Annotated in this window: 21 protein-coding genes; 11 read left to right on the forward strand and 10 right to left on the reverse strand. The window is 73.0% G+C overall.

Annotated features, from left to right (window positions below):
• Positions 1–38 precede the first annotated feature (38 nt).
• The gene (locus ACIA8R_RS07740) at positions 39–1,226 is read left to right on the forward strand and encodes an MFS transporter (RefSeq protein WP_397037183.1); all 1,188 of its coding nucleotides are present in this window, start codon (positions 39–41) and stop codon (positions 1,224–1,226) included.
• A 22-nt stretch (positions 1,227–1,248) separates the two neighbouring features.
• Here the strand turns inward: ACIA8R_RS07740 and ACIA8R_RS07745 are convergent, their stop codons facing one another.
• Both ACIA8R_RS07745 and ACIA8R_RS07750 read right to left on the reverse strand, forming a co-directional pair.
• Positions 1,249–1,659 carry a DUF2332 family protein gene (locus ACIA8R_RS07745; RefSeq protein ID WP_397037185.1) on the reverse strand — a complete coding sequence of 137 codons (411 nt, stop codon included), beginning with the start codon at positions 1,657–1,659 and terminating at the stop codon, positions 1,249–1,251.
• Positions 1,550–2,215, reverse strand: coding sequence for a DUF2332 family protein (locus ACIA8R_RS07750; protein ID WP_397037187.1), 666 nt, complete (start codon positions 2,213–2,215; stop codon positions 1,550–1,552). Before ACIA8R_RS07750 ends, ACIA8R_RS07745 begins: the two co-directional genes overlap by 110 nt.
• A gap of 78 nt (positions 2,216–2,293) precedes the next feature.
• On the opposite strand from ACIA8R_RS07750, the gene ACIA8R_RS07755 reads away from it, so the two are divergent.
• From ACIA8R_RS07755 to ACIA8R_RS07780, 6 genes are all read left to right on the forward strand, one after another.
• The gene (locus ACIA8R_RS07755) at positions 2,294–3,217 is read left to right on the forward strand and encodes an aminoglycoside phosphotransferase family protein (protein ID WP_364096555.1); all 924 of its coding nucleotides are present in this window, start codon (positions 2,294–2,296) and stop codon (positions 3,215–3,217) included.
• Between the two features lie 91 nt (positions 3,218–3,308).
• Positions 3,309–4,202, forward strand: a complete 894-nt coding sequence (locus ACIA8R_RS07760; RefSeq protein WP_397037189.1) for a siderophore-interacting protein — start codon at positions 3,309–3,311, stop codon at positions 4,200–4,202.
• A 7-nt stretch (positions 4,203–4,209) separates the two neighbouring features.
• Complete coding sequence (locus tag ACIA8R_RS07765; RefSeq protein WP_357703164.1) at positions 4,210–5,040, forward strand: ABC transporter ATP-binding protein; 831 nt, start codon at positions 4,210–4,212, stop codon at positions 5,038–5,040.
• A gap of 8 nt (positions 5,041–5,048) precedes the next feature.
• Positions 5,049–6,029 carry an iron-siderophore ABC transporter substrate-binding protein gene (locus ACIA8R_RS07770; protein WP_364096561.1) on the forward strand — a complete coding sequence of 327 codons (981 nt, stop codon included), beginning with the start codon at positions 5,049–5,051 and terminating at the stop codon, positions 6,027–6,029.
• Positions 6,026–8,077, forward strand: a complete 2,052-nt coding sequence (locus ACIA8R_RS07775; RefSeq protein ID WP_397037192.1) for an iron ABC transporter permease — start codon at positions 6,026–6,028, stop codon at positions 8,075–8,077. Before ACIA8R_RS07770 ends, ACIA8R_RS07775 begins: the two co-directional genes overlap by 4 nt.
• Positions 8,078–8,220: 143 nt before the next feature.
• Positions 8,221–8,811 carry an SDR family NAD(P)-dependent oxidoreductase gene (locus ACIA8R_RS07780; RefSeq protein WP_397037194.1) on the forward strand — a complete coding sequence of 197 codons (591 nt, stop codon included), beginning with the start codon at positions 8,221–8,223 and terminating at the stop codon, positions 8,809–8,811.
• 38 nt (positions 8,812–8,849) lie between these two features.
• Here ACIA8R_RS07780 and ACIA8R_RS07785 read toward each other — a convergent pair whose 3' ends face one another.
• Positions 8,850–9,239 carry a nuclear transport factor 2 family protein gene (locus tag ACIA8R_RS07785; RefSeq protein ID WP_397037196.1) on the reverse strand — a complete coding sequence of 130 codons (390 nt, stop codon included), beginning with the start codon at positions 9,237–9,239 and terminating at the stop codon, positions 8,850–8,852.
• 78 nt (positions 9,240–9,317) lie between these two features.
• Between ACIA8R_RS07785 and ACIA8R_RS07790 the strand changes: the two genes are divergently transcribed.
• From ACIA8R_RS07790 to ACIA8R_RS07805, 4 genes are all read left to right on the forward strand, one after another.
• Positions 9,318–10,127, forward strand: coding sequence for a helix-turn-helix domain-containing protein (locus ACIA8R_RS07790; RefSeq protein WP_397037198.1), 810 nt, complete (start codon positions 9,318–9,320; stop codon positions 10,125–10,127).
• 198 nt (positions 10,128–10,325) lie between these two features.
• On the forward strand, positions 10,326–10,628 hold the full coding sequence (locus ACIA8R_RS07795) for a hypothetical protein (RefSeq protein WP_364096573.1): 303 nt from the start codon (positions 10,326–10,328) through the stop codon (positions 10,626–10,628).
• A 215-nt stretch (positions 10,629–10,843) separates the two neighbouring features.
• Positions 10,844–11,437: a dihydrofolate reductase family protein gene (locus ACIA8R_RS07800; RefSeq protein ID WP_357703188.1), complete on the forward strand. Its 594-nt coding sequence runs from the start codon at positions 10,844–10,846 to the stop codon at positions 11,435–11,437.
• The gene (locus ACIA8R_RS07805) at positions 11,434–12,354 is read left to right on the forward strand and encodes an NAD-dependent epimerase/dehydratase family protein (RefSeq protein ID WP_397037200.1); all 921 of its coding nucleotides are present in this window, start codon (positions 11,434–11,436) and stop codon (positions 12,352–12,354) included. Before ACIA8R_RS07800 ends, ACIA8R_RS07805 begins: the two co-directional genes overlap by 4 nt.
• Before the next feature lie 17 nt (positions 12,355–12,371).
• Here ACIA8R_RS07805 and ACIA8R_RS07810 read toward each other — a convergent pair whose 3' ends face one another.
• The 7 genes from ACIA8R_RS07810 to ACIA8R_RS07840 form a co-directional block, all read right to left on the reverse strand.
• Positions 12,372–12,731, reverse strand: a complete 360-nt coding sequence (locus ACIA8R_RS07810; protein ID WP_364097496.1) for a nuclear transport factor 2 family protein — start codon at positions 12,729–12,731, stop codon at positions 12,372–12,374.
• Complete coding sequence (locus ACIA8R_RS07815) at positions 12,731–14,203, reverse strand: multicopper oxidase family protein (protein ID WP_397037202.1); 1,473 nt, start codon at positions 14,201–14,203, stop codon at positions 12,731–12,733. The genes ACIA8R_RS07810 and ACIA8R_RS07815 overlap by 1 nt, the downstream gene beginning before the upstream one ends.
• Positions 14,200–14,550: a hypothetical protein gene (locus ACIA8R_RS07820; protein ID WP_364097490.1), complete on the reverse strand. Its 351-nt coding sequence runs from the start codon at positions 14,548–14,550 to the stop codon at positions 14,200–14,202. The genes ACIA8R_RS07815 and ACIA8R_RS07820 overlap by 4 nt, the downstream gene beginning before the upstream one ends.
• Positions 14,551–14,560: 10 nt before the next feature.
• Entirely contained in the window at positions 14,561–15,064 is a 504-nt protein-coding gene (locus tag ACIA8R_RS07825; RefSeq protein WP_397037204.1) for an anthrone oxygenase family protein, read from the reverse strand.
• A 189-nt stretch (positions 15,065–15,253) separates the two neighbouring features.
• A complete protein-coding gene (locus ACIA8R_RS07830) occupies positions 15,254–15,565 on the reverse strand; it encodes a hypothetical protein (RefSeq protein ID WP_397037206.1) in 312 nt (103 codons plus the stop codon).
• A 93-nt stretch (positions 15,566–15,658) separates the two neighbouring features.
• On the reverse strand, positions 15,659–16,288 hold the full coding sequence (locus ACIA8R_RS07835; RefSeq protein WP_397037208.1) for an SDR family NAD(P)-dependent oxidoreductase: 630 nt from the start codon (positions 16,286–16,288) through the stop codon (positions 15,659–15,661).
• 34 nt (positions 16,289–16,322) lie between these two features.
• Positions 16,323–18,119, reverse strand: coding sequence for a glycoside hydrolase family 15 protein (locus ACIA8R_RS07840; RefSeq protein WP_357703204.1), 1,797 nt, complete (start codon positions 18,117–18,119; stop codon positions 16,323–16,325).
• Positions 18,120–18,150 lie beyond the last annotated feature (31 nt).

Raw genomic sequence — 18,150 nt, forward strand, 5'->3', positions numbered from 1 at the left:
TTGCTTCCGAGGTTCCTCTGGAAAGGCGGCACCACCCGGTGTTGAAACGACTGCTTCCCCTGGCCCTGGCGACCTTCGCCGTCGGCACCGACAGCTACGTCATCGCGGGCCTGCTTCCGGCCATAGCCGCCGACCTGCGGGTCTCGACCCCCGCCGCGGGGCAGTTGGTGACGGTGTTCGCCCTGGTGATGGCCCTGTCCGCGCCCGTCATGGGCGCGCTCACCAGTGGGCTGGACAGGCGGACCGCGCTGCTGATCGCGTTGGGCGTCTTCGTGGCCGGCAACGCCGCCACCGCCCTGGGCACCGGTTACGACGTGGTGATGATCGCCCGTGTCGTCACCGCGGTCGGGGCCGGCATGATCAACTCCGCCGCCTCCAGCACCGCCGGGGCCATCGCGGCCCCGGAACGCCGAGGCAGGGCCCTGGCCTTCGTGCTGGGCGGCCTCACGTCGGCGACGGCGCTGGGTCTTCCGCTCGGCACGCTGATCGGCCGTACCGACTGGCACCTCACCCTGTGGGCGGTCGCCGGGATCGGCCTCGTCGCGGCCCTCGGGATCGCCGCCGGCCTGCCCAAGGTGACGCTCCCCGCGGCCTCGCTGGGCGACCGGCTGCGCCCGCTCGGGCAGGGCCGGGTCCTCGCGCTGCTGGCCGTCACCACGCTGGTCTTCCTCGGCGCCTACACCCTCTACACCTACATCGGCCCGGCGCTTCAGGAGGCGACCGGCGGCTCCGGACCGCTGCTCGCCGTCGTGCTGCTGGCCTGGGGGGTCGGCGTCCTGGCCGGGAACATCGTCGCCGGACGGCTGGTCGACCGGCACGACCCCGCGCACGTGCTGACCGGTCCCCTCGTCGTCGCCGCCGTCGCCCTCGCGCTCACTTCGGTGGCGACCGCCACGCTGGCGTCCACCCTGGTGTGGGCCGCGGTCTGGGGCGCGGCCCTGGGCGTTGTCGTCGTTCCGCAACAGCACCGGCTCATCGCGCTCAGCCCGGCCGCGGCGCCGGTTCTGCTCGGCCTCAACTCCTCGGCCATCTACCTCGGGATCGCTCTCGGTGGCGGACTGGGTGGGCTGGTCCAGGAGTGGTTCGCCGTCGTGCCCGCCGCGCTGGGGCTGCCGGCCGCCGGTGTCACGACCCTGGCGCTGCTCCACCATCTGACGACCGCCCGCCGCCGCGCGTCCGCGGCGCCTCGGCCGGCTCCCTCCGCCCCGGAGAAGGCCGAGGCGTGACGCCTCCGCCGCCGCAAGGGTGTCATTCCGGCAACCAGTCCAGGAACTGGCCGTGCGGTCCGGTGAAGGCGACCGGCTCCTCGTCCAGGGCCAGGACGAACGCGCCACGGTCGGACGACGGGCTCCGGGGGAGCCGAGCGGCCACGCCGGGCAGTACGCCGGGCGCCTCGTTGGAGATCCACCGGGCGGGCAGGCCGCGCATCGTCCGGACGAACCGATCGCGTTCGTCCTGCGGCAGGTAGGCCAGCACCGCGCTGTGGAACACGACCAGCGTGGCGTCCGGCGGGGCCTGCCCGGCCAGGTCGGCGATGCCGGCGTTCAGATCACCCCGGACGAGGTGGGGCGGTTCGGCGCGCGCGATCCGCGCCGCGGCGCGCAGCCGTACCAGCCGATCTTGCTGCTCCGGCCAGACCAGCGCCTCCAGCCAGCGCAACTGGTCGGCATCGGCGACGTCGAGGGGGGTTCAGGTCGATCCCGGCCCGCCACACCACCGACGGCACCTGCTGCGGGACCGGCACCGCTCCGCTGGTCCGGCAGGTCAGGACGACCGGGCCGGCCGGACCCAGGACGGGCCGGTCGTCGAAGCGGTAGGCGTACCGGTCCGGGTACAGGCACAGCCCGGCCGAGGCGCCGACCTCGATCAACGCCAGCGGCTGCGGCAGGCGTGCCAGCAGCGGCAGCAGCGTCGCACACCGGCCCGGCTCGTTGGTCTGGGTGCTGCGGGCCGGCATCTCGGTGCTGACCTCCGTCCAATGGTCGAGCACCCAGGCGCGGAACGCCCCGAAATCATGCACCGGGCCGCCGAGGAAGCGGACCGCGCCGAACAGGAGGTTGGGTTGCCGCTTGGCCGCGGGCAGCGTATCGGCCAGGGCCAGGAGTTCGGGGTCGGCGGCGACGCCGGCGCACAGCCGCTCGTAGCTGGGGGAGTGACCCCGTGCCTCCATCTCCCCGAACGTCCGGTACCGCTCCGCCGTGGTCGTTTCGGCCATCCCGTGCACGATGATCCACCTCTCCCTGGGGCGGGCAGGACTCACAGCTCCTGACCGTCCGTGTCAGCATGATCGATCATGGGATACGAGACCAGTGACGCGACCCTGGCCGCCATCGCCGGCCTGCTCGGGACCACCGCCGAGCACGTACGGCCCCTCCCGCAGGGGGTGGCCAACCAGGTCTTCCTTCTCGGGGACGACCTGGTCCTGCGCGTCCCACGGGCCGAGCAGTTCCTTCCGGACCTGGTCAAGGAGGCCGCGGTCATCCCGTACGCCCTGCGCGCCGGTGTGCGGACTCCGGAGATCGTCGCCTTCGACGACACCTGCTCGGTGGTGGACGTCCCGTACATGGTGCTCACCCGGACGCGGGGAATGGATCTCGCGCGCCTTGAACTGTCCGACGCGGACACCGAACGTCTCCACCGGCAGGTCGGGCGCGAGCTGGGCAGACTGCATCGGCTCACGCCGGACACCGCACCGGCCCTTGCCGGCGTCCCCGCGGACGACGGCGCCGCGGACCCCTGGGCGCTCACCGACGGCCTCGCCAAGGACGGCTGGATCGACGCCGAGACCGCCCGCTGGCTCAGCGGATGGCTCGACCGGCTTTCAACACATCTCCCCACGAGCGCGCCGACGGTCCTGATCCACGGCGATATCGCGCCCCAGAACCTGCTCGTCGCCCCGGAGACGGCCCAGCTCAACGGGATCGTGGATTGGGGCGACGCCGAATGGGCCGACCCCGCTGCCGACTTCGCCAAGATGCCCCTCACCGACGTCCCGGCCATGCTCGACGGCTATCGACGGGAAACCGGCCAGGAAAGCTCGACGACCTGGGAAGCCCGCGTGTTGTGGTGCCACCTCACCTGGGCGCTGGGACGCCTGAAGGATCCCGTCCCGCGTCCGGGCGAACGCCACTGGACCGCCCCTCCGGCCAGCCGGCTCCTCGGCCTGCTCCGCTTCTTCGCCTCGGCTCCACCCGCTCCTTGGACCGATCTGTCCTGACGGCCCGCCGGATCACGCCGCCGCCGGAGCTCCTGGTTCCCCGATCGGGGAGTTCAATGTAGGTTAGCCTAACCTAAGTAAGGAGCCTGTGGTGGTTGACCCTTTTCGTGCCTTCGATGTCCAGGTTCGAGGCCTGCGGCGGCTGAGCCCGTCGTTTCTCCGCGTGACCTTCACAGGGGATGATCTGCACGAGTTCGCCGACAACGGGTACGACCAGCGCATCAAGCTGGTCCTGCCGATCCCCGGCGCGGGCGTGACACGCTTCCCACGCGGCGCCGACTGGTTCAGGCAGTGGTACGCCCAGGGCGACGAGCGCAACCCGCTGCGCACCTACACCGTCCGCGCGGTCCGCCCCGAGGCCGCCGAGGTCGACATCGACGTCGTCCTGCACGACGACTGCGCCGGACCCGCCGGACCGGCCGCCCGCTGGATCGCCGCCGCCGAACCCGGCTCCCAGGCGGCTCTTTTCGGCCCGAACGGCCTCCACGACGGCTTCCACGGCGGCCTGGAGTTCCGGCCGCCCGCCGGTTTCGGCAACGTGCTGCTCGCCGGGGACGAGACCGCCGTCCCGGCGATCGTCGGCATCCTGGAACGCCTGCCCGCCCACGTCACCGGCGAGGCCCTGCTGGAGGTGCCGCACGAGGAGGACGTCCTGCCGGTCGTCACCGGGTCGGGCGTGAAGGTCACCTGGCTCGCCCGCGGCGACGCCCCCTGGGGCGCCCGCCTGGAACCCGCCGTCGTGGAGGCCGCCGCCAGGCTCCTGCCCGCGGGCGCGGCAGGCGTCGAGCCCGAGGAGGTCGACGTCGACACCGAGATCCTCTGGGAGATCCCTGAGGACGGCGACGGCCCCTGCTACGCCTGGCTGGCCGGCGAGGCGGCCGTGATCAAGCGCCTGCGCCGCCACCTCGTCTCCGAACGCGGCATGGACCGCAAGGCCGTGGCCTTCATGGGCTACTGGCGCCAGGGCCGCTCCGAGGACGCGTGAGCCCGCCGTGACCGACCTCTTGCTCCCGGGCCGCTCCGACCACGCGCTCACCGGCACCGGCCTGTGCCTCGGCTACGCGGGCCGCCCCGTCGTCGACGACGCCTGCATCAGCCTGGCCACCGGCGCCGTCACCGCCCTGGTCGGCCCGAACGGCAGCGGCAAGTCCACCCTGCTGCGCGCCCTGGCCCGGCTGCACCGCCCCGACTCCGGCGAGGTACGGCTGGCCGGCGGCGCCGACGCCCTGGCCCTGTCCGCCCGCGACTTCGCCCGCCGGGTGACGCTGCTGGCGCAGAGCCGTCCCACCCCGACCGGCGTACGCGTCAAGGACGTCGTCGGCTACGGCCGCCACCCCCACCGCGGCCGCTGGCGCGCGGGCGACCCCGGCGGACCGGCGGCGATCGAGCACGCCATGGAGCTGACCGGCGTCAGCGCCATGGCGGGACGCCCCGTCGACGAACTGTCCGGCGGCGAGATGCAGCGCGTGTGGCTGGCCACCTGCCTCGCCCAGGACGCCGGCGTGCTCCTGCTCGACGAGCCCACCACCTTCCTCGACCTGCGCTACCAGGTCGAACTGCTCGAACTCGTGCGCGACCTCGCCGACCGGCACGGCGTGGCCGTCGGCGTCGTCCTGCACGACCTCAACCAGGCCGCCGAGATCGCGGACCGGGTCGTGCTCCTCCAGGGCGGCCGGGTCCGCGCCGACGGCGCGCCGCACGAGGTGCTCACCGAGGACCTGCTCACCGAGGCCTACGGCATCCGCGTCGAGGCCACGATCGACTCCCTCACCGGACTGGTCCGCACCAGGCCGCTGGGCCGCCATCTGGCGATGAAAGGCTGAAAGATCCCATGCGTTCCCTCCCGGCGGTCATGGCCGCCATGCTGCTGCTGACCGCCTGCGGCACCACCGAGGCTCCCGTGGCTCCCGCGACCCCCGCGGCTCAGGAGCCGTCGGCCGGTGCCGCCGCTCCGGTCACCGTGACCGACGCCCGCGGCAAGCAGGTCACCCTCGACCGGCCCGCGACCCGCGTCGTCGGCCTGGAATGGGGCGAGGTCGAGATGCTGGTCGCGCTCGGGGTCCAGCCGGTCGGCGCGGCCGACGTCAAGGGGTACGGCACCTGGGTCACCGCGGCCCCGCTCGACGCCTCCGTCAAGGACGTCGGCACCCGCCAGGAGCCCAGCGTCGACTCCATCGCCGCCCTCCGGCCGGACCTCGTCGTCATGGAGTCCGACGACTCCGGGCTCATCGGCCAGTTGGAGAAGATCGCCCCGGTCATCGTCGCCAAGGGCAGCGACGCCGCCGCGAACCTCACCCGCATGCGCGACGACCTCACCCTGCTCGCCACCGCCGTCGGCCGGACGGAGCAGGCGACCAAGGTGATGGCCGACTTCGACGCCGCGATGGCCGAGGGCAAGGCCAAGATCGCCGCCTCCGGCTCGGCCGGGCAGAAGTTCATGATGGCCGACGGCTGGAAGGACGGCAGCAAGATCTCCATCCGCCCGTTCGGCAAGGGCTCGCTGGTCTCCGACGTGGCCGAGCGGCTCGGCCTCGCCAACGCCTGGACCGGCGAGGTCGACGAGCAGTGGGGCCTCGGCAGCACCGACATCGAGGGCATGACCGCCGTCAAGGACGAGAACCTGCGCTTCTTCTACAACGCCTCCGACGGCGCCGACGTCTTCGCCGACCTGGCCGGCAACGCCCTGTGGAAGTCGCTGAGCTTCGTCAAGCAGAACCGCGTCACCAAACTCCCCGACGGCATCTGGACCTTCGGCGGCCCCCTGTCGTGCCGGCAGTACGCCGACGCCCTGGTGAAGGCCTACACCGGGTGATCACCGCAGTCGAGGCCCCCACGACGCCGCTGCGCAGGCTCGGCGTCGCGGGGGCCTTCCTCGTGACCCTGGCCGTCATCGCCGCCCTCGCCGCGCTGCACCTGACGCAGGGCACCTCCGACACCGACCTGTTCGCCCTCGACGACCAGGCGATGAACGTGCTGGTCGCCTCCCGGCTGCCGCGTCTGCTGGCGGCGGTCAGCGTCGGCGTCGCGCTCGGCGCGGCGGGCGCGCTGCTGCAGTCGGTCGCCCGCAACCCGCTGGCCTCGCCCGACACCCTCGCCGTCAGCAACGGCGCCTACCTGGCGGTCGTGCTGGCCGCCACCTTCGGCCTGAGCCTGCCGGCCTTCCTGTCCGGCGGCCTGTCCTTCCTCGGCGGCCTGGCCGCCGCCGCCCTGGTGCTCGCCCTGTCGGCGGGCGGCAGAACCGGCACCACCCGGCTGATCCTCGCCGGCTCCGCGACCGCGCTGGCCCTGCAGTCGGTGACCACCCTGCTCATGATCCTCTTCCAGGAGGAGAACACCGGCCTGTTCGCCTGGGGCAGCGGCTCGCTCGTCCAGAGCGACCTCGGCGGCGTCACCCAGATGGCCCTGGTCGTCGTGCCGGCGATCGGGGCGGCCGTCGCCCTCGGCTCCCGCCTCGACATCCTCGGCCTGGGCGACGACACCGCGACGGTGCTGGGCGTCAACGTCCGGCGGCTGCGGCTGACCGTCATCGTGCTCGCCGTCCTGCTCTCGGCCGCCGCGGTCACCGTCGCCGGGCCCGTCGGCTTCGTCGGCCTGTGCGCGCCGGTCATCGTCCGCCTCCTGGCCCGGCGGCTGCCCGAGCTGAGCCGGCACCGCGCCCTGGTGCCGCTCTCGGCGCTGGCCGGCGTGGTCATCCTGCTCGCCTCCGACCTCGCGCTGCGCTTCGTGCTCGGCGCCCGGGCCGGGGTGGACGTGCCGCCGGGCGTGGTGACCGCGATGCTGGGCGCGGGCGTGCTCCTGTGGCTGGCCCGCCGGCACCGCGACGCCGGCCCGACCAGGCAGCCGCCGACCGTCCGCACCGCCGACCCCGGCCGCGCCGCCTTCGCGGTGATCCTCCTGTCCGGTACGGCGCTGCTGGCCGGCGCCGTCGTGCTGGGCCTGCTCGGCGGCGACACCTGGCTGCTGCTCGGCGACGTCGCCAACTGGCTGCAGGGCAGGACCGGCAAGGCGCTGACGTACGTGCTCGATCAGCGCTGGCCCCGCGTCGCCGCGGCGGTCCTGGCCGGTGCGGCGCTCGCCGTCTCCGGCGCGGCCTTCCAGGCCGTCTCCCGCAACCCGCTGGCAGAACCGGGCGTGCTCGGCATCACCGCGGGCGCCGGCGCGGCGGCGGTCGCGACGCTCACCCTCGTGCCCATGGCCGGGATCGCCGCGGTGTCCGGCGCCGCCGGGCTCGGCGCGCTCGCCGCCTTCGCCCTGGTCTACCTGCTGGCCTGGCGCGGCGGGCTCAGCTCCGACCGGCTCGTGCTCATGGGCATCGGCGCGCACGCGCTGTTCAACGCGGTCACCGTGCTGATCATCGTCAGGTCCGACCCGTGGAACACCGCCAAGGCGCTCACGTGGCTCTCCGGTTCCACCTACGGACGGGTCCCCGCCCAGCTCCTGCCGGTCGCCGTGGCGCTAGCGCTCTTCCTGCCACTGGCTCTGTGGCTGCGGCGCGACCTCGACCTGCTCGCGCTGGACGAGGACACGCCCCGGGTGCTCGGCGTGCCGCTCGAACCCGTGCGGCTGCTGGCGCTGGGCGGCGCCGTGCTCCTCACCTCCACCGCGGTCTCGGCCGTCGGCGTGGTGGGGTTCGTCGGGCTCGTCGCCCCGCACGCCGCCCGCGCGCTCGTCGGCGGCAGGCACGTCCGGCTCCTGCCCGCCGCGGCGGTGCTCGGGGCGGTGCTGGTGAGCCTGGCCGACACGCTGGGCCGTACCGTCATCGCACCCGCCCAGGTGCCGGCCGGGCTGGTCACCGCGCTGCTCGGCACGCCGTACTTCGTGTGGCTGCTCTGGCGCTCGCGCGCCGCTTCCGCTAAGTGATCTACGTTGTAAAGGGGTCCGGCTGAACCGCCTGGCGCACCCGGTCCGGCGAGGTGCGCCAGGGGGCGCCGTGGCCGGATCGCCGGACTGCCGGTGTCCTGGGTGCTCCCCGACGGTGGCCCGCATGAACGACAGCAGCAAACATGGCATGTAATCGACAGGGCCGGGTGGCTGCTGCGGGCAGCGTGGCGGTGCACGCCCCGCTCGCCGACGCCGTCTTCGTCGGGGACGCCCTCACCACGCGCCACGTCCTCACCGGACGCGAAGGCCCCCAACCGGCCCTACGAAGCACGCTCCTGGGCACCCGGCACGCACTTCCGCACCTGATCAAAGGTGGCGGCGGCTCGGTCGTCAACACCGCCTCGGTGGCCGGTCTGGTGGGAGACGTCCTCCAGATCGCCTACGGCGCGGTGAAGGCCGCCGTCATCAACATCACGAAGTCGATCGCCGTGCAGTACGGCCCGCAGCGCGTCCGCTGCAACGCCGTGGCGCCGGGCGCGGTGGTCACCCCTGCTCTGCTGGGCAATCTCCCTGAGGAGGTCGTCGAGAGCCTCGAACGAGTGAACGCCCTGCCCTATCTGGGCGACCCGGAGGACATCGGCCACACCATGGTCTTCCTCGCCTCCGACGAATCGCGGTACATGACGGGCCAGCTCCTCGTCGTCGACGGCGGCATGACGATTCGCTCCCCTGCCGCACAAGGGCGCCAGGACATGCTCCCGCCCAGCAGTTGACGCCGCCGTGCCCCAGTGAGAGGACGCGGCGTGCGCGCTCAGGGGGTGGTCGGGGCCCACCATGTCAGGTTGGCGGCGGCCTGGGAGACCGGTTCGATGATCTCCCACGCCTCGGCGATGAGGCCGCCGTCCAGGCGCCAGATGTCGACGACCACGATCTCCGGCCCGCCGTCGGGCGCCCACCGGCGTGAGTGCATCACGACGTGGTCGCCGTCGGCCAGCACGTGGTCGATCTCCACGCGCATGCCGGCCAGCGGGGTGAGCGCGGAACGCACGGCGTCCAGCCATTCCGCCTTGGTCGAGTTCTCCGCATCGGGCCGGTGATGGAGGAAGTCGTCGTGGAGCAGCGGCGCGAGCGCGTCGACGTCGCCCGTTCCGATCAGTTCCGTGAGCGCGCGCTGAACGATGGCCTTGTTGTCGGTCGTCATGGAAACAGTGTTTCCAGCCCTGCGGAGGATGTCGATGAAAGGGGATTTCATGGCGGGCGGCGAGTAATCTCGACGGCCATGCGCACTGTCGGGGAAATGTTGCGGCACTGGCGGCACCGCCGGAGGCTCAGCCAGCTCGATCTCGCGATCGCCGCCGACGTCTCGGCCCGTCACGTGAGCCTGGTGGAGACCGGCAAGTCCAACCCGAGCGCCGACATGATCCTGCGGCTCGCCGACCAGCTCGACATTCCGCTGCGCGAACGCAACCGGCTGCTGCTGGCCGCCGGTTTCGCCCCCCGGTACGCCGAACGTCCGCTCACCGGGGACGCGCTGGCGACGGCCGGGGACGCGATCGCTCGGGTGCTGCGCGCCCACGAGCCGTACCCGGCGGTGGTCCTCGACCGCCGGTGGAACATCGTGATGGCCAACCGCGCCATCGACGCGTTCCTCGTGGACGTCGCGCCCGACCTGCTGCGTCCGCCGATCAACATCCTGCGGCTCGGCCTGGAGGGCCGCGGGCTCGCTCCCCGGATCGTCAACCTGCCCGAGGTGCGCGCGGTGCTCCGGGCCCGGATCTCGCGCCAGCTCGTCGTCGCGCCCGACGCCGAACTCCACGCGATCTACGAGGAACTGCTCGCGCCGGGTCCCGAGGAACAGCCCGCGCGGGGCTTCGAGGAGCCGGGCCGGTCGATCGGGTCCGAGGTCACCGTTGCGATGATCTTCCGGTTCGGCGACGTCGAACTGCGGCTCTTCTCGACCACCACCACGTTCGGCACCCCGATGGACATCACCCTGGACGAGATCTCGATCGAGTCGTACTACCCGGCCGACGCCGAGACCGCCGCCTATTTCACGAAATTCGGGGCGGACGTACTGGCGGGGGAGTGACCGTCGACCGCAGGGGCCGTCATCGTGACGGCAGTCACGCCCACCCCGCTCACCAAGGCCGCCGTTGCCGACACGATCTGTCCAGTGTTGTTGAGGTCTGCTTCCGGTGCCCGTGGGAAACGGAATCCTCCGTGGCGCTCAACGTGACGCTCCGAATACTCTCGGTGAGAATCCGTTCCGCAACCAGGGAGACCTCGCATGAGCATGATCCAGACGGGCATCCTCCAGCTCGACTCCCAGCACCCGGTTGAGGAGACCGGCGGCAACACCTCCACCTTCACCCGGGTCACCTTCCCCACCCCCTTCCCGCAGGGGGCCCAGGTCGTCGTCATCCCCGCCGTCCAGACGTTCAACGGCCCGTACACGCCGGGCCTCAGGATCGCCGACGTCACCCACCAGGGCTTCAAGATTCGCTTCAACGAGGTCCTGGTGACCGGCACTGTCAAGAGCGACGGCTACCACGCCGTCGAGACCGTCGGCTGGATCGCGACGACGGTCTAGGGGGCGCGGGCCGTTCTCCAGCCGACGGCCAGGGGGGCGATCGGCGATGACGTTCGTCATCGCCGATCGTCCACTTCTGCATCTGCCGGTCGCGCGGCGGCGCGACGAGACTTTCCGGCGACGACGGCTTCCCGGCACGTTCACAGTTCCCTGAGGGAACTCCGAATGGTACGGTCGTGAAGTCTCCTCAGGAAACCCCGGAAAGGATCACAGAGATGAGCAAGGTCATCAGCGCCCACGCCGTGTCGGTCGACGGCTACATCACCGGGCGCGACCCCGGCGCCGGGCGCGGCCTCGGCGACGGGAGCACGCTGTTCGACTGGTACTTCGACGGCGACACCCCCAGCCAGGTCTTCGACGGGTTCAAACTGAGCGGGCCCAGCGCCCGGTTCTTCGACACCCTGGCCGCCCGCGTCGGCGCGGTCGTCGCCGGTCGCCACACCTACGACGACTCCGACCACTTCGGCGGCGGCGGCCCCCATCCGGGCGTGCGGCTGGTCGTCCTCAGCCACCGCCCGGCGCCGGAGATCACCGACCGCCAGACCCTGGTCAGCACCGGCATCCAGGACGCGATCGCCGCCGCCCGCGAGGCCGCCGGCGGCAAGGACGTCGGCCTCATGGGAGGGGGGATGGTCACCGAGGCGCTGAAGGCGGGCCTCGTCGACGAGGTGGTCCTGCACCAGGTGCCCGTCCTGCTCGGCGGCGGCCGGCCGTTCTTCCAGGAGCTTCCCGGGCACGTACGCCTGCGCCTGGCCGAGGTCGTCCCCGCGCCGGGCGTGACCCACCTGCGCTACGAGGTGACCCGATGATCCTCGTCACCGGAGGGCTGGGCATGATCGGCGCGCACACCGCCCGCGCGCTCGCCGACCTCGGACACCGGGTCGTCGTCACCACGCACCGCCGGACCGAGGTCCCCTCCTTCCTCGCCGGCCGGGTCACCGTGGAACCGCTCGACGTCACCGACCGCGACGCCTTCCTGGCCCTGGCCGCCCGCCACGACGTCGGCGACATCGTCCACCTGGCCGGCGGCATCCCCGGCGAGGACCCGCTGGACTTCTTCCGCACCGACACGACCGGCCTGCTCAACGCGCTGGAGGTGGCCCGCGTCCGGAGGGTGCGCCGGTTCGCCGTCGCGGGCAGCCTCGGCGTCTACGCCGGACGCCCGGAAAGCCGGTGGCACGAGGAGCTCGCGCTGCCCGCCGCGGACCTGCCGCACCCGATCGTCGCCTTCAAGAAGGCGGTCGAGCCCCTGACCACGCAGGGCCTGCGGGGGAGCGGGGTGCAGCCGGTCGTGCTCAGGATCGGCAGCATCTGGGGGCCGCTGATGGACCCGGAGTCGCCGTTCAACCACATCCCGCCGTACATCAGCGCCGTGCTCCGCGGCGAGTCACCGCCGCCGCCGCACGCCGGCGACGGCGGCGACAGCTGTTACGCGCCCGACGCCGGGCGCGCGATCGCCCTGCTGACGACCGCGCGGGCGCTGCCGCACACCACCTACAACGTCTCCAGCGGCAGGCCCTTCACCAACCGCGACCTCGCCGAAGCCGTACGGGCGATCGTCCCCGGCCCGCCGCTCGACCTCCTGCCGGGAAGATCCGGCGGCCCCGGCGACAATCCGTTCCTCGACATCGCCCGGCTCACCCGCGACACCGGCTTCGAACCGGCCTTCGACCTGGTCAAAGCGGTCGCCGACTACGTCGCCTGGCGCGCCAGCAACCCCCGTTAGAACGACCGGGCGCGGCGTCAGGAGACCGTCCGGGTGATCGAGTCGACGCGGCGGACCCGCCCGTCGGGGGCGAGCCGGGCGAACACGTGGGCCTCGATCCGCAGCGTCCTGTCCTTCCTGGTCAGGACGGTCATGGTGAAGCGGGCGGCGGCCCGGTCGCCGTCGAGCAGGGTCTCGTGGACCTGGACGTCCAGCTCGCGCGCGTTCCTGCGGGCCGGACCGGCGTGGTCGATCAGCCGCCGGCGGTCCAGGACGACGCCGTCGTTGCGGTATTCGAGGTCTGGGGTGTAGTAGCGGTCCACGATCGCGGCCGGGTCCTCCTCGCTGAAGGCCAGCTCGTGCGGCAGCCGCGTCAGAAAAGCGTGGAAGTCGGGCATCAGACCACCTCGAAGGTGCTCATCATGGCCATGTCCTCGTGTTCGAGATTGTGGCAGTGCATGACGTACCGGCCGCGGTAGCCGGTGAAACGGGTGATGATCTCGACGGTCTGCGCCTCCCGCAGTTCGACGGTGTCCTTCCACTCCGGTGGGCCCTCCGGCCGTTCGCCGCCGACCGAGAGCACCTGGAAGGGCGCCAGATGCAGGTGGACGGGATGGGCGACGTCGCTGGTCAGCCGCCAGACCTCGACCTGGCCGAGCTTGGGCCGGGCATCGACGCGGCGGACGTCGAAGGGCTTGCCGTTGATCAGCCAGCCGGTGTGGCCGCCCAGGTCGCCGCTGCTGAACTCGAAGTCGCGGGTCGCCGTGGCCGCCGCCGGGTCGAGACGCTCGACGGTGGACAGCGTCGCGGGGATCGCCGAGTCGTCGCGGGCGTCGCGCTCGACGGTGAAGCGCATCACCTGGGCCTGCGGGCCCTCGCCCAGGAGGTTGCGCAGCTCGACGTGGTCGCCGACCCGGTAGGCGGCGAAGTCCACGATCACGTCGGCGCGTTCGCCGGGCGCCAGCCGTACCTGCCGGGCGGGACGCGGCGCCGCCAGCAGGCCGCCGTCGCTGCCGATCCGGGTCAGGGTGCCGCCGGGCGACAGGGCCAGCTCGTACGTGCGGGCGTTGGAGGCGTTGAGCAGCCGCAGGCGGTAGCGGGCCCGGTCCACGCCGAGCCGCGGCCAGGGCGCGCCGTTGACCAGGATGACGTCGCCCAGCACGCCGCCCATGAACGGCTCGCGGGAGCCGGGGCCGTCGGGCCTGGCCGGGTAGGGCATCGTCCCGTCGGCCTGGAAGGACCGGTCGCAGATCAGCAGCGGCACGTCCCGTTCGCCCGACGGGAGCGGCAGCTTGTCCTGATCGTCGTCGTCCACGAGGAAGAAGCCGGCCAGGCCGCGCCAGACCTGCGGCCCGGTGTGGTCCATGCGGTGGTCGTGGTACCAGAGCGTGGCCGCGCGCTGCTCCAGCGGGAAGACGTAGTCGCGCCGGGCGCCCGGCTGGACCAGGTCGGTGGGGAAGCCGTCGGACTCCGGCGGGGTGTGCCCGCCGTGCAGGTGGGTGACCGTCGGCGCGGGCAGGCTGTTGGCGACGCGCACGACGGTCCTGCGGCCCGAGCGCGCGCGGATGGTGGGCCCGGGGAACTGCCCGTCGTACCCCCAGATCGGGGTGCGCAGCCCCGGCAGGATCTCCACCTCGGCCGGACGCTGGACGAGCTCGTAGTAGTCGGCGCCCGCGTCGGTCCTGGACGGCTTCGCCACCGCGGGCAGCGGCAGCGGCACGGCGTACGGCGCGGGCAGCGGCGCGGTGCTCGTCAGGAGCTGCGGCAGCGGGGTGCGGGTCAGCAGCGAGCACCCCGAGACGCCCAGCGCCGCGCCCACGCCGAGCAGCCGCAGCGCCTGACGTCTCGTCATGCCGGTCACGCCGGTCATGCCGCCGACGCCGTCCGGAGGCGGCCGGCGGCCCAGATCCGCGTGGTCTGCACCAGGCTCCCGCCGAACATGAGCACGCCGAGCGGCACGTGCACGCTCTTGACGTGCGCCATGCCCAGCGCCATCTGGGCCAGCGTCATCACCAGCATGCCCACGGCGGGCAGGATGGCGGCCCGCTGCCGGGTCATCACCGCGGCGACCAGGTACAGCAGCACGGTGGCCGCGACGGCCAGGGCCGTGGCGCTGTGGGCCGCCCGGCCGTCCGGCGAGCTCAGCAGCAGCCCGGCGGTGACGGCCTGGAGCAGCAGGGCGACGGTCTGCGCGACGAGCGCGATACGCAGGAACATGACGGTTCTCCTAAGAGGTCGAGGGGTGCGCGGCGACCGCGGCACGGGTCGAGGGGCGTGCGGCGACCGCGGCGACGACGATCAGCACGAAGGCGGCCAGCGCGGTCAGGGTGCGCAGCGTGTGGAACAGCTCCCAGCGCTGGAAGATCTCGGCGTGGCCGACCGGCGCCTGACCGGCGGCCCACTCCCGGAACCGCGCGTGCAGCGGGATGTTGCCGAACACCGTGATCAGCAACGAGGCCAGCGCCAGCGCACCGGCGCCCGAGGCCAGCCTGCGCGGCAGGTCGCGCGCGGCGACCGCCAGGCCGAAGGTGGTCAGGATGGCCAGCGCCATCGCGCTCTGCATGACCGGCTCGTTGACCTTCATCATCGTGGTGTGGAAGGTCAGCCGCACGTCCAGCGGCACGGCTCCGAACGTGGGCACCACGTTGGCCGCACCGTATCCGAACGCGCCCGCCAGCAGCCCGGTCGCCACCAACGCGGCGCCGTGGAGGTACCTGACTCGGGTTCTCATGACTGGTAATCGTCGTCCGGCCGGAGCCTCCTGGCGTCCCACCTGCGGACTCATCTGCCGCTACCCCAGCGGGATCAATTGGCGGCCGCGACTACGACGCCGGAAGTAGTGTCGCGCTACCACGCCGAGCACGAGAAAGGCCCGTGACCAGGGCGAACCTGGTCACGGGCCCCGCCGGACGGTGCGGCGTCAGGCGTCGCAGAACCAGCCGTTCTCGACCCAGCCGTCGGCGTTGACGTTGCCGTAGGCGAAGCCGTACACCCATTCCTTGTACGCGCCGTCGAAGCCCTTGACGGTGAAGCTCTGGCCGCGGCGGAGGTTGCCGACGAAGTCGCGGACCATCAGGTCGTCCGCGCACACCGTCAGACGGCGGCCGACGTCGTCGGCGCCCGCGTACGGGTACGGTCCGGCGGCGTGGGCCACCCCGCCGCTCACGGCCAGCACGGCCGCCATCGTGCCCGCGCCGACGATGAGCCGTGCGATGTGCTTGCGCGTTTTCATCGAGTCCGGTCTTCCTCTCTCGTCCCGGGAACCTTCGTGCGGCAAGCTACCCACCGACACCGAAACAAGAGGCGTTTTCCGGCAATTCGTCGATCAGGGGCACGGCCCCTGGCGGAGGTAGGAGGCGCCGTTGAGGTCGAGGACGGTGCCGCTGGCCCATTCGGCGGCCGGGGAGGCCAGGTAGAGCACCGCGGCGGCGATCTCGTCCGGCTCGCCGACCCCGCCGAACGGGCTCTGGGCGCGGATCCCGTCCCCCGCGGGCGGCTTGAGGTGTTCGGTGGTCATGTCCGTCGCCACGAAGCCGGGGGCCACGGCGGCGACCGCGATGCCGTGCGGGGCCAGCGCCACCGCCAGTGACTGGCTCATCGCGTTCAGGCCCGCCTTGCTGGCGCCGTAGCCGGGGGCGTCGGGCTCGCCGCGGAAGGCGCCGCGCGAGGTGACGTTCACGATGCGGCCGCCGGCGCGCATGTGCCGCAGGGCGCACCAGGCGAGGTTGGCCGCGCCCAGCAGGTTCACCTCGAACGCCTGGCGCCAGGCGGCCTGCCACTCCTCGTACGACGTGGTGGTGATCGGGTGGAGATGGTAGAGGCCCGCGTTGTTGACCAGGACGTCGATCCCGCCCAGCGCCCCGGCCGCCTCGTCGGCCATGCGCCGCACGCCCTCGGGATCGGCCAGGTCGGCCTGGACGACGACGTGCCCCGAGCCCGCCAGCTCGCCGAGCACGCTCCCGGCCGCCTCCGCCGCGAGGCGGCCATCATCAGCCTCCGTGTTCGGCCCAGTCGTGCAGGGCCTCGACGGTGCCGGAGGCGTCGAGGTTGAGCGCCGCCTCGATCAGCGCCAGATGCGTGAACGCCTGCGGATAGTTCCCCGCCATGTGCCCGTCGCCGGTCATCTCCTCGGCGAACAGGCCGAGCGGCTCGGCCCGCGCGCACAACGTCTCGAACCGGTCGCGGGCCTCGGCCGTGCGCCCGGCCAGCACCAGCGCCGACACCATCTCGAACGAGCACATCAGGAACGCGCCCTCCGGCCCGTCCACCCCGTCGCGGGTGGTCTCGGGGTCATAGCGGTGCACCAGGGCCCCGCCCTCGCCCAGGCGCGACTGGATGTGGTCGAGGGTGCCGAGCACGCGGGGGTCGTCGCCGTCCAGGAAGCCGAGCAGCGGCAGCCGCAGCAGCGAGCCGTCGGCCTGGTCGGAGCCGTAGGACTGGGTGAAGGCGCCGACGCGGGTGTTGAAGCCGCGTTCGAGCAGCTCGGCCCGGACGGCCTCGCGCTCGGCCCGCCACTCCGCCAGCGGCAGGCCGCGCTCGCCGGACGCCTCCGCCAGCCGGACCGCGCGGTCGAAGCAGACCCAGGCGTACAGCTTGGAGTAGGTCCAGTGGCGTTCGCCGCCGCGCACCTCCCAGATGCCGGCGTCCGGCTCGCGCCAGCGTCCGCGGGCCCGCTCCACCAGCCGCCACAGCACCGGGCCGCCGCTCAGCTCGCCGGTCACGCCGTGGTAGGCCAGGGCCGCGTCGAGGATGTGGCCGTAGCCGTCGAGCTGGTGCTGCCCGGCGGCGTCGTTGCCGATCCGCACCGGACGCGAGCCCGCGTACCCCTCCAGGTGGCCGAGGACCGTCTCGCCGGCGACCGGCCCGCCGTCGACGCCGAACACCGGCGGCAGGTCCCCCTCGTGGATCGCGCACTGCCCGAGCAGGAACGTCAGGTAGCGGCCCGCCTCCTCGCGATGGCCGAGCCGCAGCAGCGCGAGCACCATCAGCGCGGCGTCGCGGTGCCACACGTACCGGTAGTCCCAGTTGCGCGGCCCGCCCAGCCACTCCGGCAGCGACGTCGTGGGCGCCGCGAGCAGCCCGCCGCTCTCGTCGAACAGCAGCCCGCGCAGCACGACCGCGCTGTGCCGTACCTGCCGCGCCCCCGCCCCGCCGTACGCCGAGCGCGACGACCACGAACGCCACGACCGCACCGTGGCCTCCAGCAGCCGCTCCGGATCCCGGACGGGCGCGTGGCCCTGCCCCGCGTAGTCGAGCGCGACCGCCCACGACTCGCCCTCGCCGAGCGTGGTCTCGGCCACCGGCTCCGGCGTGCCGGTCAGCAGCATGCCGGACTCCTCGGCCAGCACGCCGTCGCGCGGCGTCCAGCGGCCCTCGCGGGTGGCGTAGTCGGGCCTGGCCAGCACCCGCGAGCGCACGACCGCCCGCCCGCGCTCGCACCTGGCCCACCGCACCAGCAGCCGGACGGGCACCACGCCGTCGCCGCCCGCCTCGGGCCGCGCGGTGGCGAAGAAGTCGTGCACGACGACCTCGCACTCGCGGCCGACCCAGCGGGTGCGCAGCACCAGCGTCTCCTCGACGTAGGCGCACCCGTCGACCCGGGCGCCCGCCACGTCGAACTCCCACGCCCCGCCGAGCCCCCGGTCGAGGACCCGCGCGAACACGCTCGGGCCGTCGAAGCGCGGCGCGCACATCCACTCCACCGCCCCGCCGGGCGCGACGAGCGCCGCCGTGTGGCAGTCCGACAGGAATGCGTACGCCCCGATCGGCGGAAATCTCCCGGCCATCCGTGAACCCCGTACCCCTTCATCGCGCTTC

This window comes from Nonomuraea sp. NPDC051191, from assembly GCF_044455665.1.
Taxonomy (GTDB): domain Bacteria; phylum Actinomycetota; class Actinomycetes; order Streptosporangiales; family Streptosporangiaceae; genus Nonomuraea.